19 protein-coding genes and 1 pseudogene are annotated in these 16,948 nt (G+C 58.3%); 10 read left to right on the plus strand and 10 right to left on the minus strand.

Features of this window, described 5'->3' with window-relative positions; all coding sequences use genetic code 11:
• Positions 1 to 201: 201 nt before the first annotated feature.
• The 10 genes and pseudogenes from AABM54_RS15085 to AABM54_RS15130 all read left to right on the plus strand — a co-directional run bounded on the left by AABM54_RS15085 (position 202) and on the right by AABM54_RS15130 (position 9,911).
• Complete coding sequence (locus tag AABM54_RS15085; RefSeq protein WP_347900785.1) at positions 202 to 1,104, plus strand: AraC family transcriptional regulator; 903 nt, start codon at positions 202 to 204, stop codon at positions 1,102 to 1,104.
• 157 nt (positions 1,105 to 1,261) lie between these two features.
• Entirely contained in the window at positions 1,262 to 2,092 is an 831-nt protein-coding gene (locus tag AABM54_RS15090; protein ID WP_347900786.1) for a TonB-dependent receptor plug domain-containing protein, read from the plus strand.
• Complete coding sequence (locus tag AABM54_RS15095) at positions 2,058 to 3,494, plus strand: TonB-dependent siderophore receptor (protein ID WP_347906212.1); 1,437 nt, start codon at positions 2,058 to 2,060, stop codon at positions 3,492 to 3,494. The genes AABM54_RS15090 and AABM54_RS15095 overlap by 35 nt, the downstream gene beginning before the upstream one ends.
• Before the next feature lie 18 nt (positions 3,495 to 3,512).
• Positions 3,513 to 4,385: a PepSY-associated TM helix domain-containing protein gene (locus tag AABM54_RS15100; protein WP_347900787.1), complete on the plus strand. Its 873-nt coding sequence runs from the start codon at positions 3,513 to 3,515 to the stop codon at positions 4,383 to 4,385.
• Positions 4,382 to 5,518, plus strand: coding sequence for an ABC transporter substrate-binding protein (locus tag AABM54_RS15105; protein ID WP_347900788.1), 1,137 nt, complete (start codon positions 4,382 to 4,384; stop codon positions 5,516 to 5,518). The genes AABM54_RS15100 and AABM54_RS15105 overlap by 4 nt, the downstream gene beginning before the upstream one ends.
• Positions 5,515 to 6,582 carry an iron ABC transporter permease gene (locus tag AABM54_RS15110; RefSeq protein ID WP_347900789.1) on the plus strand — a complete coding sequence of 356 codons (1,068 nt, stop codon included), beginning with the start codon at positions 5,515 to 5,517 and terminating at the stop codon, positions 6,580 to 6,582. The genes AABM54_RS15105 and AABM54_RS15110 overlap by 4 nt, the downstream gene beginning before the upstream one ends.
• Positions 6,583 to 6,626: 44 nt before the next feature.
• Positions 6,627 to 7,052: pseudogene (locus tag AABM54_RS15115) on the plus strand (ATP-binding cassette domain-containing protein); the annotation flags it as partial.
• Between the two features lie 358 nt (positions 7,053 to 7,410).
• Positions 7,411 to 8,634, plus strand: coding sequence for an MFS transporter (locus AABM54_RS15120; RefSeq protein ID WP_347900790.1), 1,224 nt, complete (start codon positions 7,411 to 7,413; stop codon positions 8,632 to 8,634).
• Positions 8,634 to 8,921, plus strand: a complete 288-nt coding sequence (locus AABM54_RS15125; protein ID WP_347900791.1) for a hypothetical protein — start codon at positions 8,634 to 8,636, stop codon at positions 8,919 to 8,921. The genes AABM54_RS15120 and AABM54_RS15125 overlap by 1 nt, the downstream gene beginning before the upstream one ends.
• A 339-nt stretch (positions 8,922 to 9,260) precedes the next feature.
• Positions 9,261 to 9,911: a hypothetical protein gene (locus AABM54_RS15130; RefSeq protein ID WP_347900792.1), complete on the plus strand. Its 651-nt coding sequence runs from the start codon at positions 9,261 to 9,263 to the stop codon at positions 9,909 to 9,911.
• A 75-nt stretch (positions 9,912 to 9,986) separates the two neighbouring features.
• On the opposite strand, the gene AABM54_RS15135 is transcribed toward AABM54_RS15130, so the two are convergent.
• From AABM54_RS15135 to AABM54_RS15180, 10 genes are all read right to left on the minus strand, one after another.
• Positions 9,987 to 10,337, minus strand: a complete 351-nt coding sequence (locus AABM54_RS15135; RefSeq protein WP_347900793.1) for a hypothetical protein — start codon at positions 10,335 to 10,337, stop codon at positions 9,987 to 9,989.
• A 52-nt stretch (positions 10,338 to 10,389) separates the two neighbouring features.
• Positions 10,390 to 10,653, minus strand: coding sequence for a hypothetical protein (locus AABM54_RS15140; protein WP_347900794.1), 264 nt, complete (start codon positions 10,651 to 10,653; stop codon positions 10,390 to 10,392).
• Positions 10,654 to 10,712: 59 nt separating this feature from the next.
• A complete protein-coding gene (locus tag AABM54_RS15145) occupies positions 10,713 to 10,904 on the minus strand; it encodes a hypothetical protein (protein WP_347900795.1) in 192 nt (63 codons plus the stop codon).
• A 47-nt stretch (positions 10,905 to 10,951) separates the two neighbouring features.
• On the minus strand, positions 10,952 to 11,275 hold the full coding sequence (locus tag AABM54_RS15150) for a hypothetical protein (RefSeq protein ID WP_347900796.1): 324 nt from the start codon (positions 11,273 to 11,275) through the stop codon (positions 10,952 to 10,954).
• A gap of 56 nt (positions 11,276 to 11,331) precedes the next feature.
• Complete coding sequence (locus tag AABM54_RS15155) at positions 11,332 to 11,709, minus strand: DUF2750 domain-containing protein (protein ID WP_347900797.1); 378 nt, start codon at positions 11,707 to 11,709, stop codon at positions 11,332 to 11,334.
• A gap of 36 nt (positions 11,710 to 11,745) precedes the next feature.
• Entirely contained in the window at positions 11,746 to 12,138 is a 393-nt protein-coding gene (locus AABM54_RS15160) for a hypothetical protein (RefSeq protein WP_347900798.1), read from the minus strand.
• Positions 12,139 to 12,173: 35 nt separating this feature from the next.
• Positions 12,174 to 12,605 (minus strand): DUF4265 domain-containing protein, encoded by a 432-nt coding sequence (locus AABM54_RS15165; RefSeq protein ID WP_347900799.1) that lies wholly within the window; start codon positions 12,603 to 12,605, stop codon positions 12,174 to 12,176.
• Between the two features lie 82 nt (positions 12,606 to 12,687).
• Entirely contained in the window at positions 12,688 to 13,038 is a 351-nt protein-coding gene (locus AABM54_RS15170; RefSeq protein ID WP_347900800.1) for a hypothetical protein, read from the minus strand.
• Between the two features lie 37 nt (positions 13,039 to 13,075).
• Positions 13,076 to 13,540, minus strand: coding sequence for a hypothetical protein (locus tag AABM54_RS15175; RefSeq protein WP_347900801.1), 465 nt, complete (start codon positions 13,538 to 13,540; stop codon positions 13,076 to 13,078).
• A 241-nt stretch (positions 13,541 to 13,781) separates the two neighbouring features.
• On the minus strand, positions 13,782 to 16,853 hold the full coding sequence (locus AABM54_RS15180) for an autotransporter domain-containing protein (RefSeq protein WP_347900802.1): 3,072 nt from the start codon (positions 16,851 to 16,853) through the stop codon (positions 13,782 to 13,784).
• Positions 16,854 to 16,948: the final 95 nt, after the last annotated feature.

The raw sequence follows: 16,948 nt of genomic DNA on the forward strand, positions 1-16,948 counted from the left end.
AGTCAAAATCCGGCAACCGGCAATGAGCAGGACATTCGTTTGCGCGGCTTTTTCTTTGGATTGCGAGACAGCCCGTTTTCAGGGGCTCTTGACGAGGAGCAAGAGAGAGCAGATTGCGCTAAAGGATAATCATTCCTAATTACAGGTAGGAAAAATCCTGCTAGCGTATACCGACCTTTTTTGGCCCACAGGGAGTTAGTCATGCTCAGCACTCACGCTGCGCCGCCACCCACCCAAAAGGATTTCACCCTCAACTTCCCGAACAGCCTGAACAACGGCGCAGCAACCGTGGTGCCGGAAATCAGCCTGTCTGCCGGCACAGTCCTGATGGACAATCAGGTCTGGATGCAGGAGCCGCTCTGGCAAGGCCTGAAGATCATTCTGGTGCTCAGCGGGCAATTGAATTGCCGGGTCGAAGGTCAGCCAGAAGTTGAAATTCGTGGCCCGACCTTATGCGCGGTGGCCAATCAGGGCGAATACTGCGGCGATCACTTGTTCGCCAGTGGTGTGCCAGTGCGCTACACCACCGTGCAACTGGATTTCCCTTCCATCCGCAGCGTCGGCATCGAGCCAGAACGGTTGCTGAATAAACGTGGTGGCGGACCGATGCTGTTCTGCCAACCGGCGAGCAAATCCCTTCAGGCATTGGCCCAGCAGATATTCACCTGCCCGCTGCAAGGCCCGACCCGCTCCTTCTATCTGGGTGGCAAGGCGCTGGAACTGACGGCCCTGGGCGTCGAAGGCATTCTTGCGCAAACCGAATCGCGGCCCGTGCAGGAGCAACATGTGAGTTGCGCCGATATCGAACGCATTCATGCCGCACGGGACCTGTTGCTCAGCTCGCTGCAAGCGTCGCCCTCCCTGACCGAACTCTCGCGCCAGGTCGGCCTCAACCCGCGCAAACTCACTGCCGGTTTCCGCCAGGTGTTCGGCACCAGCGTGTATGCCTACCTTCAGGAACAGCGCCTGAGCGAGGCCTATCGATTGCTCGCCAGCGGCGAAACCAATGTCTCTTGCGCCGCTTACCGCGTGGGTTACAGCCCTGCGCATTTCTCCACGGCGTTTCGCAAACGCTTCGGGGTGTCGCCCAAGGCGTTGCGCTGAAGACTGTAGTGGGTCTTTCGCGCAATGCATCACCCCGTTACAGCTTCGCACCGCAAACGAAAGAAATGGTCGCTCGACCCAAAGTATTACTCCGACGTCGCAGCACCTTGATGAGATAAGTTTGCATTCGCATTAATACCTCGTCATGGAGTGAAACATGGGCACCCGCGTCCCGCATCGAGATTCTCACGGTTTGCCACACGACTGCCCTTCCCCTCGCCCGACCTTGCGCCGCCATCCACTGGCGACGCTGGTGCACGGTTTGGCGCTGGGTGTGTCCCTCGGCCACGTCGGTCATCTGATGGCCGCCGAGCAGAGCGCGGACGACACGCGTGCCCTGGTTCTGGAGAACAGCGTCGTCACCGGCGTGCAGGAAAGCCCCACCGGCAAAGCGTCCGGCTACGTGGCCAAACGCAGCCTCAGCGGCACCAAGACCGACACCGCGCTGAATGAAATCCCCCAGTCGATTTCTGTCATCACGCGCGATCAGATGGACGCCCAACAGGTGCAGTCGGTGAGTGAAGCCCTGCGCTATACCGCAGGCGTGCAGGCCAACACCACGGCGGCCAACCAGCGCTTCGACAACATCAGCATTCGCGGTTTCGACGTGACCAGCACCGGCATGCTGCGTGATGGTTTGCGCGGCACCACCACCCAGGCCTGGCCAAAAATCGAAGCCTATGGGCTGGAGCGGGTCGATGTGCTCAAAGGGCCGTCGTCGGTCTTGTTCGGCCAGAACGCGCCGGGCGGCGTGGTCAACCAGATCAGCAAACGCCCCCTCGACCAGCCGTACCATGAGGTGCAAATCCAGGGCGGCAGTTTCGATCGCGCGCAGGCTCAGTTCGACGTCAGCGGCCCATTGGATGACGAGGGCCAGTTCCTTTATCGCCTGGTAGGGCCTGGGTCGCGACAGTGGCACCCAATTCGACCATATCGAGGACAACAAACAGTACATCGCGCCCTCCTTCACCTGGCAGCCGAACGATGACACCCGCCTGACCGTGCTCGGCGACTACACCCAGGACGAGTTCGGTGCGCCACGGGTATTCCTGCCGGCGGCGGGTACATTCAGGCCCAACCCCAATGGCAAGGTCGACCACAACGTCTTCCTCGACGAGCCCGGCCTGGACAACGACCGCACCCAGTACTCGGTGGGCTACCTGCTCGACCATCACCTCAATGACATCTGGACCTTGCACTCCAGCGCCCGCTACGGCCACGTCAACCTGCTGACCAACACCGCCAGTGGCCGGTTCCTCAGGCCCGACATGCGCACCCTGGAGCGCGCGGCCTATCGTTTCCGGATCATTGGCGACGTCTACTCGCTGGACAACAACGCCGAGGCACGCTGGACCCTCGGCGATACCGAGATGGTCTCGCTGGTGGGCCTCGACTACCGGCGTACCCGCGAGGATTACTACCTGAACGGTGGCAAAGCCGCGCCCATCGACATCTACAACCCGGTCTACGGCAAGGGCTTCAACCCGAACACCCCAATGGCGAGCACCCTGCAACGGGCCGATCAGACCGGGGTCTACGCCCAACAGCAAATGACCTTCGACCAGCATTGGGTGCTGACCGTCGGCGGACGTCAGGACCGCTCCAGCGCCCGCACCGACAATCGTCTGGAAAACAACGGCAACAAGCAGCGCGACGACAAGTTCACCTACCGCGCCGGGCTGGTGTACCTGGCCGATAACGGCCTCTCGCCTTACATCAGTTACGCCACCTCGTTCGACCCGGTGCTGGGCACTGATTTCTACGGCGCGGCGTTCAAGCCGAGCACCGCCAAGCAGTCGGAAATCGGCGTGAAATACCAGCCTCCAGGCATCGACAGCTACATCACCCTGTCGCTGTTCGACCTCACGCAGCAGAACGTCAAGACCACTGACCCGAAGGAACCCCTCAACAGCGTCCAGACCGGTGAAGTGAACGTGCGCGGGATCGAACTCGAAGGCAAGGCAAGCCTGGCCGAAGGCCTCGACCTGCTGGCGGCGCTGACTTACAACGATGCCGAAATCAGCAAGAGCAACAACCCGCAGGAAAAAGGCAAACGCCCCACCGACACACCGGAAAAAATGGCCTCGCTGTGGGCCGACTACACCCTGCCCAACGGCCTGTTCAGCGGGCTCGGTTTCGGGGTCGGCGTGCGCTACATCGGCTCCACCGAAGGCGACACGGCGAATACCGTCACAGTGCCCTCCTACACCTTGCTCGATGCGGCGGTGCACTACGACTTCGACAAACTATTCCCCGAAGCCAAGGGTCTGCGCCTGGCGGTGAACGCCACCAACCTGACCGACAAACGTTATTACGACAGTTGCTCTGCCCTCAATTGCAGCGCCGGTTATGACCGAAGTGTCATCGCCAGCCTGCGTTATCGCTGGTAGGTCGTGGCGATGTCGCGCATGGGTTTGCGCTCACTGTGGCTGACCGTGCACCGCTGGCTGGCGCTGAGCATCGGCCTGCTGTTGGCGGTGATCGGCCTCAGTGGCTCGCTGCTGGAACTCAAAGGGCCGATCCTGCGCTGGGAAGTCGGCAGCCAGGCGCTGGAGCTCAAGGCCGGCCAACGGCAAGCACCGATGCTCGACAGCGCGGCGTGGCTCGACGCTGCCGGCGAGGCCTACCCGCACTGGCAAAAACGCCTGGGCGCTGCGGCACCGCGCCAAGGGTTTCTGCAGTCGGACAACGCCATTGTCTTCGGCACCTTGAAGGACCGCCCCGGCACCGGGATCGCGATGATTGATCCGTACAACGGCGAGCCGCGCGGCTTCTTCGTATTCGAGGACTTGTGGCTGGCGAAACTCGTGGCGCTGCACCGCGCCTTGCTGCTGCCGCCACCGTGGGGGACGACGCTGCTGTTTTTCTGCGGCTGGGTCCTGCTGGGCTCCGTCGGCAGCGGGCTGTATCTCTGGTGGCCGGGCCAACGCAGCTGGTGGAAAGCCGCCAGCGTGCGCCGTGGCAGCCAGGGCCTGCAGCGGATTCGCGAATGGCACAACCTCGCGGCCGCCTGGCTCTGCGTGCCGCTGATCGCGATCGCGGCCAGCGGCGCATGGCTGGCCCGACCCGACTGGTTCGCCTGGACCGGTGCCAATCCTCTCGTGCTCAAACCAACCTTCTCGGCGCTGCACGGCCATCTGCTGCTGGGCCTGCCCGGCGAAGTCCTGGCCTTCACTTGCGGGCTGTCATTGCCGCTGCTGTACATCACCGGCCTGTTGCTGTGGTGGCGCAAACGCGCCCGACGCCAGGCCCATTCACTCGTTCAAGGAATCGCCCCATGACTCACTCCCCGTTCCTGCACCGCGCCTGCCGCGCCGTGCGCTTGAGCCTGCTGCCGCTGGGTTTGCTGATCGCTGGCAGTGTCAGCGCCGCCACCGTCACGGACCTCGCCGGACGGCAGGTCGAGGTGCCCGCCAAGGTCGACCGCATCCTGCTGGGCGAAGGCCGGATGATCTACTCGCTGTCGTTGCTGGAAGGCAAAAACCCGTTTGCCCGCCTGGCCGGTTGGCAAGGGGATTTCCGCGGGCTCGACGTGCAAGGCTACGCCGCCTATCGCCAGCAGTTTCCCGAGGCCGACGACGTGCCATTGGTGGGCGGCACCTCGGCGGACACCTTCAGCGTCGAAAAAGCCCTGGCGGTGCACCCGGACCTGGCCATCATGGCCCTGAGCGGCGGCCATGGCCCGAGCCCCGACAGTGAAGCGGTCAAACAGCTGGAGGCTGCCGGGGTCGCCGTGGTGTTCGTCGACTTCAGCGACCATCCTTTGAGCAACACCGTGCCCAGCATGCGCGTACTCGGCCAGGCCCTGGGCCGCGAGCAGCAAGCCGACGCCTTTATCGACTTCTACCAGCAATCTCTGGCGACCGTCAGCGAGACTCTCGCCAAGGCGCAGGCCCCCGTGCCACGCCCGAAAATCTTCATCGACATGCTCGCCGGGCTGCAGGATTGCTGTGGCTCACCGGGCACCGGCAATTTCGGTGAAATGATCACCCTGGCCGGTGGCGAGAACATTGGCGCAGGGCGAATTCCCGGGCCGATCGGCGTGTTGAACGTCGAGTACATTCTGTCCAGCGAACCGCAGGTGTACGTCGCCACCGGGGTGTTCGCCGCAGGCCAGGGTGGTGTGACCCTGGGCTACGCCGCCACCGACAAACAGGCCCGCGACAGCTTGCGGCAAGTGGCCCATCGGGCACCGTTGAACGAACTGCGGGCGGTGCGCGAAGGCAACGTGCATGGCCTCTGGCATATTTTCTATGACTCCCCCGAACACCTGATCGCCGTCCAGGCGTTGGCCAAATGGCTGCATCCGCAACTGTTCGCGCAACTCGACCCCGAGAAGACCCGCGCCGAACTGTATCGACGCTTCATGCCGATTCCGGCCAGCGGCGTGTTCACCACGAGCCTTGAGCAATGACGCTGCCGGCCTGCGAAACCTCGCCAACCTACGCCGGCGAGCGCTATCGCCAGCGCCATGTGCGCCGCACGCTGGTGTTGCTCGGGCTTGGACTGGCGTTGCTGGTTTGCCTGGCCATCGACATCACCACCGGTCCTTCCGGGATGAGCCTGTCGCGGCTGCTTGAAGTGCTGTGGAATCCGCAGGACATGCCTCGGGTGGAAGCGGTCATCGTCTGGAACGTGCGCCTGCCCTACGCCTTGATGGCGGTGCTGGTGGGCGCCGCGCTGGCATTGGCCGGGGCAGAAATGCAGACCGTCCTCGACAACCCGCTGGCCAGTCCTTTCACGCTCGGCGTGTCGGCCGCGGCCGCCTTCGGTGCGGCACTGGCGATTGTGCTGGGGCTGGGCATTCCCGGTGTTCCGACGCAATACCTGATCTCGGCCAACGCCTTTGTCTTTGCCCTCGCCTCGGTTGCCGTGCTGTACCTGTTGGCGCGCTGGCGTGGCTTCGGCGTGGAAAGCCTGGTGCTGTTCGGCATTGCCCTGGTGTTTGCGTTCAATGCCTTGGTGGCGTTGCTGCAATTCGTGGCCAGCCAGGACAGCTTGCAACAACTGGTGTTCTGGACCCTCGGCAGCCTGGCCCGCGCCTCTTGGGAAAAACTCGCGATCCTCGCGGTGGCGCTGCTGATCTGCCTGCCGTTTTCCCTGCGCCAGAGCTGGGCCTTGACTGCCCTGACCCTGGGCGAAGAACGCGCCCGCAGCTTCGGCATCGACGTGGGACGCCTGCGTGTACTTTCGTTGCTGCGCATCAGCCTGCTCTCGGCATTGGCCGTGTCGTTCGTCGGCACCATCGGCTTTATCGGACTGATCGCGCCACACATCGCCCGCCTGCTGGTCGGTGAAGACCATCGGCTGTTTCTGCCGGCCAGCGTCCTGTGTGGTGGCCTGATTCTGTCCATGGCCTCGATTGCCAGCAAGGCGTTGATTCCCGGCGTACTGATCCCGGTCGGGATCGTCACCGCGCTGGTGGGCATTCCCTTCTTCATGGCGATTGTCATGCGCAACCGCCGAGGTGCCCTGTGACGACTTCTCCCTTCTGCGCAGGCCTGAGCACTCAAGGCCTGAGCATGCGTTACGGCGCACGCGACGTACTGAGCAACATCGATCTGCCGACCGTGGCGGCCGGCACCGTCACCGCGCTGATCGGCCCCAACGCCGCCGGCAAGTCCACGCTGCTGCGCGGCATCGCCGGTTTGCATCAGGCCAGCGGCCGAGTGATGCTCAACGGTCAGGACCTGAACCGACGACCTCAGGTCGAGCGCGCGCAGCAGATCGTCTACCTGCCGCAAAGCCTGCCGGAGCGCACCCGTTTATGTGCCTTCGAAGCGGTGCTGAGCGCGGCCATGGCCGGTCATCGCGGCAGCGGTTTTTCCCCCGGTCGCCCCAGCGCCGCCGTGTTGCAAAGCGTCGAGAAAGTCCTGACCGACCTTGACCTCACGGCCCTGGCCGACCGCCCGGTGGATGCCTTGTCCGGTGGGCAGCGGCAACTGGTCGGGCTGGCGCAGGCCTTGGTGCGCCAGCCGCGCGTGCTGTTGCTGGATGAACCCACCAGCGCCCTGGACCTCTACCATCAATGCCAGGTCGTCGAAGCCATCACCCGCGAGACCCGCGAACGGCAGCTCATCACCCTGGTGGTGGTGCATGACATCAACCTGGCGCTGGGTTTCAGCGATCAGGTCGTGGTCCTGCACAACGGCCAACTGGCGGCAGCCGGCCCCGGCGCTGGAGGTGATCAACGAGCAACTGTTGCGCGAGGTCTATGGGGTCAACGCGCGCCTGGAGCAGGTTCGCGGCCGGCCACTGGTCATGGTCGATGGACGCCTGCCCTCTCACTCTGTCACTGGATAACCGATGAACAGCACCCAAGACACCGCAGAACGGCAACAACCGGCCAACGCAGCGGCCACAAACTTCGACCTGCGTCCGCTGCTGTTGGCCAACATGGCATGCACCATGGCGATGATGGCTTTCGTCTCGCTGATCGGTCCCATCGCCCGGGTGCTGGGACTCGCCACGTGGCAAGCCGGGGCGGCGGTGACGGTGTCGGGGGTGGTCTGGATGCTGCTGGCCCGGCAGTGGGGCCGGGCCAGTGATCGCCTGGGGCGGCGTCGCGTGCTGCTGCTCGGCACCGGCGGGTTTACCCTGGCGTACTGGGCGCTGTGCGTGTTTATCGACACGTCATTGCACCTGCTGCCAACGGCCCTACTGGCGTTTGTCGGACTGATGCTCGGGCGCGGTTTGATTGGCGTTTTCTACGCGGCCATTCCCGTGGGTGGCTACGCGTTGATTGCCGACAACATCGAGCCGCACCATCGCGCACGCGCCATGGCCTCACTCGGTGCGGCGAATGCCGTCGGCCTGGTACTCGGCCCGGCAGTGGCAGCCCTGCTGGCGCGACAAAGCCTGAGCCTGCCGCTGTATGTGATGGCGGTGTTGCCGCTGCTGGCGTTCCTGGTGTTGTTCTTGCGGCTCAAGCATCAGGTGCTGCACCTCAAACAACCGCCACGCCCCGTACGCCTGGGGGACCCGCGCCTGCGGCGGCCACTGGTGGTCGCTTTCGTGGCCATGCTGTGCGTGTCCATCGCCCAAATCACTGTTGGTTTCTATGCCCTGGACAAACTCGGCATGACGCCCGCCAATGCCGCCCGCACTGCGGGCATCGCCCTGACCATGGTCGGCGTGGCGTTGATCTGCTCGCAACTGGTGGTGCGCAAACTCGAATGGCCGCCGCTGCGGATGATCCGCATCGGTGCGACCGTGGCCGCCGTCGGGTTCGCCGGCAGTACGCTGGCCGACACCGACTGGGCGTTGTGGGCATGCTTCTTTGTCTCGGCGGCGGGCATGGGCTGGATCTTCCCGGCCTTCGCCGCACTAGCCGCGAATGCCGTGGACGCTGCGGAACAAGGTGCGACTGCCGGTTCCGTCGGCGCGGCCCAAGGCTTGGGAGTGGTCATCGGCCCGCTGGCCGGCACCCTGATCTACGCCGTCGAACCGCGCTTGCCGTACCTGGTGGCCGCCGTGCTTTTGTTAGTGATAGCCTGCTGGCCGGTTCAACTACCACGCGAACACGAATAATGAGTTTTGAATACACCGTCCACGTTGACTGGGCCTTGAATCACTATTCACCCTCAATACTTGAAAAACTCGGCAGCCTGCTTCCCAACGCCCGTCTCTCTGATGATGGGAGTTCACTCCTGATCACTAGCGACCACTCAAACTGGATTGATTTCTCCATTGAAAAATCTGAAGACGGCTTCTGGGTTGTGTGCAATGCAAATGGCACTGCCAGAGAGCACTTTCTCTCCCTGACCGGAAAAGTGCTTGACGATTTGGACATAAAACACTCAATAGATGAGGCCTAGTAGTCCAACGCAGAACAGTCGAGACACTTCCATCAGGCTGCCCTTTTCGACAAGCGACCCATAAAATGCCAATGACCCAACTCCACAGGGAATCAATGCACTGCCCGACATGCGACGAATACGCTGACCTGGTTGTCGCGCGCGTTAATAAAACAATAAAACAGATGAGCAGGTCATCGTCTGTACGGAATGCGATCAGCTATGGGAAAACACTGAGCTTAACCCGATGAGTGCGAACAGAGTGGGGGACGTGGATACTTTCATGGAAGAACGCAGGCTTCCGACGGGTTGGGAGTCGCTGGAAGTTATTTGTCGGCTCGACAGCCTGTGCAGAAAGCCATGATCCTTGTTGAAGCGCTGGAGACTCTTAAAATGCTCAACGTACCATTTCTTGCTCTATTCGACTTGCACTTGAAAGAGAAGACTATCAACCACCCTGACCTGTTTGGGCTTAAGGACTTTAGCCCCAGTGAGTTGATGGCGAATGACTATGAATTGGTCGGCGACCCGTCAGACTTTCACCTTTATGAAAAAACATACACAGCGCGCTATAACCATCGAGTGCTACACATAGTCTTTAAACGCTACTTTTGTTCAGACCGTGACAAGGGAAGCGGCATCAGTATCGCGCCTGGCGTACGACTGACGTCCCTGCTGCGACGCTACACACGTTCACAAGGCATCAACCCCACCACCCCACTAAGCCTTGAGTTCTACTTCTCGGAAGATAAAAAAGAAGGCGCGCTCATTCTCGACGATTCAAATGTTATTCGGTTTAACCAACTGGACAACAGAGGCAGCTACATGGCAGCCACCCTTGAGAGCGACCATGATGGTGTAAAGATAACGACTCATTCTGTAAGAACAACCATGGACCACTTCACGTTTGAGTCAATGCGTGAAGCCCTGAGAAAGAGAGATGTATCCACGGCATTACATCGACTGGCCGAGTACTATTTTAAACACCTCACACCCTCCAACCCCACGTAATGCTTGCCACCGTGCATCATGCCAACCATGGTTAATCAACCATGAAAGCCAGAAAGCTCACCCGGCGACTCAAGATCAGGAACCGATATATTTGTAGCTCAACTCAAACTGCCCATCGAATTGTTTAACCTCAACATGAAGGATAGCTTCGCCAGGAACGCCATTATCAAAAAGTACACACTCCAGACCCAGCGTCTTGTCATGTGTCTCGTAAACATCAATAAAAGGACGCTGACCGCGTAACTCGAAGGCCTGCTCCAGCCCTGCAATGGAGATACCTTTACTTTCGCCAAAGTAACCTTCAATGTCTTCATATATTTCTTCGGCTACGACGCTTGCGATTTTAAAGTCGCCTTGTAGCGCATCAGAGTCTCGCCGAGCAATAACATCAACAAATTTTTTAACAATGGCATGCGTTTGCAGCATTGTGGGACATGTCTTCACAACCACTCCACTTCGGCGCTCATCGCCAGTTTCTTCATGCCTTGTTTATGACTTGGATCGCCACTTGATTAAGTGCAATTATATCCACATGCTGACTGCTCGAAAAATCCTGATATACATCTTGCAAATGCACATGCTCAATTCCACTTTCCACCATCTCACGAGATGCATTGATCAAAAACTCACCTAGCACCCTTATTGTTTCGGGATCGGCCAGTATAGACACCTCATCCAGCCTTATACTCTTATCGTCCCCAACCGCTGCTCCATGAACAACAAACCCCTTAAGTGCTTCCAAGATCAAACTCCGTCATTAGACATTGATTACTACTTGCAAATGCGACAACTTTTTCGCCTCTACTTAATACGGCCTGAGAAGCCCCTGAGAATATCAGCCACTCTCAGCGCCTCATACCCAGACAACTCCACTGGGTCATTTTCTTTTGTCACCACTTTCATGTGAATGGATGAACCCTGTTCGATCCATATTCGGACATCCCCATCATTCATTTCAAAATAATCCTGCACCGGCCCCTCTTGCATTTCCATCAATCACTTCCTTGAAAATATTGAACACCCAAGATCGGGCTGACGGATTACTTCACAGAAATATCGATATCATCCCGCGCGTCCTGAGCGCGACCGGACAAATTCACATCCTTCATACACGCTAACAACACAGGCATGACCCTTTCACGATCAATACTCCCATGAATTCTTGCTACATGCCCCAAGCCAGTGATAGCTATCCCCTTTACATCGTCATTGTCTTTCCCTGATATGACTTCGATGCATTTTTTCTGAACCCACTCCGGGTCATTCACATTGAAGCACAGGTACATCAGAGCCTCTATCACAACCTGTTCATCTTCAGATTGAAGAAGGTGCTCGATACCTGCTTCATCTAATCCGTCTTTCACTGACTATGCCCTAAACAAAAATCAAGCCGTGCTCTCACCAAACGCCCTCGGTACATCTACTCGTATTGACGCAGTTCTTGCGTCATCAAACTCAGAACTTGCTGTGGCGGAATCAATAATCCGTGCTCATCAGGTGTCGGAAAAACCTGGCAAATTCTACCGTCAGCCTGCATTCCGGGAAGCCACCCAGTCAGAAAGTCGTGCAAGGTAATGAGGCGCGGGCTGAATCCGCTCCATTCAAGATTGGCGCAAAGGGCTGCGAAGTTTTCTTCAGGCCAGAATGGAATGGTTGTCAGCTCCGCGGTTTTAGCCGTCGCCCAACCGTTGTCGAACAACCCCCAGACCACCTCGAAATCTGCCACTTTTCGAATGAAATAATCACCTCTGGCTTTCGATTCAAGTGTAAGAATATTTCTTGTTTTATGATGATTCACAACACTCACCTTCTACAGACACTCTAACGCCCCCTGCTACCCTTCGATTTCGCAGGCTTCTACCTGACTGCCAATCACATAGCAGCTACCGTCTCGACGAACTTCATCAAGCGAGACCGGGTCTTCATCAAAAGAATAAACACCGTCAACATCAACGCACCACAGCCCATCAAGATTCAGCAACTTGACCCCGCTGCATATCGAGTGAAATTGATCGCCTCGGACTTTTGCACAGAGTTCTTTCACATCCGTTACGACCACTTCGACTGTGCGCCACTCATTACCCTCGACGGTATGATTTCTCGCGTGAAGTACCAGTTTTGCTGCAAGCCGTTCACCCGGGGCATAGAAATACTCGAACGACAGTAACAAACCATCATCGAATCGATGGTAATCCACAAAGATCTGTTGTGTAGCTTCTATCGACACGCTCACACATTCCCCCGCAACACTGTCAAACCGTACTATTGTCGAATCATGCCAAATTCATAATCCAGCCATTCCTTTTCGGTACAAACATCCAGAAACTCAAGCATATTATCCAGAGAGACACCCTCGGGAACATTGACAGCGAAAAATCTTTTACTCATTCCCTCCCACGTACCGCCCATTTCAACAATGGCGGCTAGAACAGCAGAGATTTCTGATACGCCTGCCTCGAAAAAGATAATTCGAACCGTGCTGTTACCACTTTCCTTTTTCACTTCGGCAAACAGATATTCGCCCTCCGTACCGACTTCAACTGCCACTTCGTCATCCAAACTGACCTCCATTATATAAAATGGAATGTTTCTTATACGAAACAAACCGGAAGTCAACTTCTGCGCCCACACACGCTCAGTGGACACCGGCGGATAGTCGTCAACAACCGATAATCTAAAGCTTATTTTTTCCATGATATCGCCTCCCATTGCGATCACTCGCCCACTGCCTACCACTCAATCACTGAGTTTCATCAAGCAACGCCTACCGAGCGACTCACTGTTGATCGACCCACTCAGAAAATGCCTTCTCAATGTCTGCCAAGTATTTAATGTCACCAATAATCACACACTCGACGCCGGAGTCTTTACGTTCATCATAAGAGCTAAACCCGTCACCGTCATCAATCACAACCCTCAGTGTGGCGCCACTGCGTTTATTCTTTGCAGAGAATATCGGATTCCCATCCATGAACGGCACACCGTTGGCGAACCTGGTGTTATACACAGGCGTTGCAAAGTCTTCGCGCAACTTTCCACCCTGCGCCAACTTCAGGAAAAAGAACGCAACAAAGTGTCGCTCAAAATCACGATAAACTGCTTCACTTTCCAGGTATCGCTCAAACACCTAAACCACTCCCAAAAGATCATCCAGAACTCTTTAACTATTCATATTTTCGAAGATAGCACTCAACCGCTCCCACACCTCGGCACTCTTCATAATCAATAGAGACCTGCATCGACAACTCCGTGTTAATCAGTCTGATCTCGTCACTGCAATAGCGATCAAAGTCAAACTGCACACGCAGAGGCGTGTTACTGGCTGCCGTGTAGGCGCCACAATATTTCCAATCCTCATCCATCAACAGATAGTACGAGTGCGCGCTCATGATTGTCGAAGCGAAACCCAGGCATTCGGCGAGACTGGCGAAGTCGATGCGCTCGCACATCACTTCGCGCTTCTTGCGCAGCTCGTCGATCAAACTGTCCGTTTCCGGCAAGCTTAACAAGCTCGCGTCAAATTCGTTGACGACTAATAAATGGCCGAGTTTCGCTTTGTATCGGCTCAACATGGACTTGCCATGTGCCGCTCTAAAAAGCAGCATTCGTTTGTAAGGATCCATATTCATTGACTGCGTCCTGGCCTGCTACACACATTCCCTTGACTGCGGTGACGTTCGAGGCTGTGCCTGATCGGACTTTCGCGCATCACCCAGGCGCTCGGCTCACCGAACACGTTCAGCGGCGCGACCCGGTGCGAATCATAAATCGAATGCGCCCTGATGTGCGGTGTTCACTGCAAAAACGAGAAAAGAGACCGAAGTCTCTTTTCTCAAGGGCCAGCACACTCCCCGTCAGCAGGGTCGCGTTTTAGAACGCCCAACGCGCCTTGAGCGACACGCCCTGATTGCTGAAAGCACTGCGCGTTTCCACGTCATAACGCAGGCTCACTTCCGTGCCGTTATCCAGCGTGTGGTTCAACCCCAGGCCAGCACGACCCAGCCATGGGCTTGGGTCCAGGCCTTGGGTGGTGAAGGCCGCGCCCGGAGCCCCGGCGTAAGTCGAGGTGATGGATGCTTGCTCGTTGATCACGTCATAACCGACACCCGCACTGGCACTGAGCACGGTGCTGTCGCTTACGTTGTAGTCGAGCTTGCCGTCAACGCCGAGCACCAGTGCCTCGGCATCACGGCTGTCCACTTTCAGGTTCAGCGCATCGGCACCTTTTTCACGGTAGGACTCGTCGGCGATCCAGGTGTAGTCGGCACGCACCGATGGCTGGAACGTCAGGGTGTCGTTGAGTCGCAACGTGTGATCCAGGCTGACGCCCGCGTGGGCGTTGTGACTGGTGTAGTCGGCCTTGGCCGTGGCGTCGGCAAATGACATATGACGTTTGCCTTTGTTGTTGTTCTGCCCGACATCAAGCTGAACATTCAACTCCGTGCCCGGTGCGACGGTGTAGCTGCCGTAGCCGATCAACTGGAAGGTGTCGATCTGCATGCTCTGCGGGGCGATGTTCGAGTGGCTGTCGACATCGGTTTTCGCGTAGGCAAACGCCACGCCCATGCGGGCCTGCTCGGAGACTGCCGCGTCAGCGCCAATCGCCAGGCCCTGGGTGTTGGCATCGAACCCGGACACACCGCTGCGCTCATCCTGATCAGCCCACGAACCAAAGGTCTTGATCCAGAGGTTTTCCTGCGACGGCGCGTCGCCGGATGAGAGGCCGACCCGGCCACTGTCCTGTCGCGCCTGAATCACCCGGTTGATCCCCGACAACGTGCTGCCGGTGGCGCCAATCGAGCTGCCGGTGAGCAGCGGCAAGGTCTGGGTGACCGCCTCGGACACTTGCTGCCGGGTGCTCAGGCCGACGAAATTCGCCGCCAGATCGCCAGTCGGATTCTGCGCGAACGTCTGGTCGAGGGCACGGGCAGCGGCGTAGGCCGGGGAGTTGCCCATCTGGCGAACGATGTGTTCTGCCGTCAGGTTGTCATCCGGTTTTGGCGGGGTGACAGGGATAACGGGTTTGTCTGGCGTCACAGGCACGACAGGTTTGTCAGGTGTCACAGGGACAACCGGCTTGTCTGGCGTCACAGGCACGACAGGTTTGTCAGGTGTCACGGGGACAACCGGCTTGTCTGGCGTCACAGGGTCAACGGGTTTTGGAGGAACCACAGGCTTGACCGGGACGGCCGCCGCAGTGAGTGTCAGGTCGACGCTGTTGCCGTTCTTGACCGCGCCAAAGTTGAACAACAACGAGTTGTCACTGACGGCAAAGGTGCCGTCGCTGACCAGGTTGCGAGCCATCACGATGTCCTGCATACCCGTGACGCCGAACGCGTGGTCAGGCCGGGTGACGTCCACCTCGATCCGGGCGTTCGTGGGCAGCGTAGCGGTGCCATCGATCAGCAACTTGCCGAACGTCTGGTCGTCGGCGACCCCCACTTTCAGCCGGCCATCGGCGCTTTGTTCGTAGTTGCCCAGGATGCTGCCGAACGAGGTGGCGCCGAGGGCAAGGGTGCCCTGGTTGTTGAAACCGCCACTGCCAACGGTGATACCGTCGTTGGCGACTTCAAAGCCTATGCCGTTGTCTTTGCCGCGAGTGGTGCTTCGTCCCTCCTCCATCAGGAAAGTAGCACCTCGTTCAATGTTGAACGCGGCAACCTGGATCGCGCCTTCATTGCGAAAGGTAGAGCCTGACTTGACATTAAAACTGGCGTCGATCGCTTTCACGTCGCCAATAAATCGCGCTTGATCGCCCACGGCGTTGATCGCTGTCGCGCCGCTGCCGTCAAGCCATACAGAATTTAACTGACCTTCGATGGTACCGCTGTTGTCGATGAACCCAAGAGAGCCTGACTCGCTGGCCACGCCGGCCAGGCCACTGATTTTTCCTGAGTTGCTCAGGCCTGACACTGTACTGTCGAGCAGTACAACGCTGGCGTCATCCTTGGTCAGGATGCTGCCACTGTTGTTGATACCGGCGACGATCGTGCTGCCTTTAACATGCAGGGCTGAATCATCTGACTCAATACCTCCGGTATTGTTCAGCGCTCCGGCAACCATGGACTTGTTCACACTGATGCCACCGTCTGCTCCCGAGATACTGCCACGATTGGTCAGGTCCCCCTTCAGCGTGAGCTCACGCAATGTCAAGCCCGTGTTTTTAGCGTCGATACGCCCGGTATTGAGGATACTTGCACCGATCGTGACGAGTCTCAGATCAATGCCGTCGTTCCCTTTGATGGTGCCAGCATTTTCCAGACTGCCAATTGCCACAAGATTGTCTTGGTAACCCCAGGCACCGACCCCAAAGTCCCCTCCCTGCATCACCCCGCCTGCATAATTGACGATGCTACCAATGGAGGTTGGTGTATCCGGATTGCCGCTGATGGCCAGCGCACCTTCCCGGCCCTCGACCCTGCCTGCGTTTTCAATGCTGCCAACCGTCACAGCGGTATTGCCGCCTATCCATATTGCGTCGGTATTGCCGAGGATATCCCCCCCCATGTTCATGATGTGCCTCACCTGGATCGGGTTACCCGAGGGCTGGCCAATGCCAATCGCACTGTTGGTCGTCGACTCGATGCGTCCGGCGTTTTCAATCGTCACCCCCTCGACAGCACCTGATAAGGCGTCGACCCACACGGCACTGTGATTCGTGTCACTGACGACGAGACCACCACCATTGTTCACGAGTACGGCGGCATTGTTTTGGTTGAGCGCACACGTTGGCCCCATCCGCACATCATTGATGAAGGTGAGTTGGTCACCGCAGTGCTTGACCGCGGCCATCGCCGGAGATGAAGCAACGAACAGCGCACCGGCGAGCGCCACCAGGCGGGCCCCGCTAATACTGGATTTGCCGCTCGACCTGGCGCCTTCATCAGCAACAACAAACGCCTGGCGTACCTGGGACCAAATAAGACGATACGACCTGTTCATCGCTTAACTCCTTGGCAGTGGACCTGAAAATGGGTCCGCAGCCTAGCGCGGATGAACAGCAGCGAAACTGAGCAAATCTGAGCCAGCGCTCAATG

Source organism: Pseudomonas purpurea, assembly GCF_039908635.1.
Classification (GTDB): domain Bacteria; phylum Pseudomonadota; class Gammaproteobacteria; order Pseudomonadales; family Pseudomonadaceae; genus Aquipseudomonas; species Aquipseudomonas purpurea.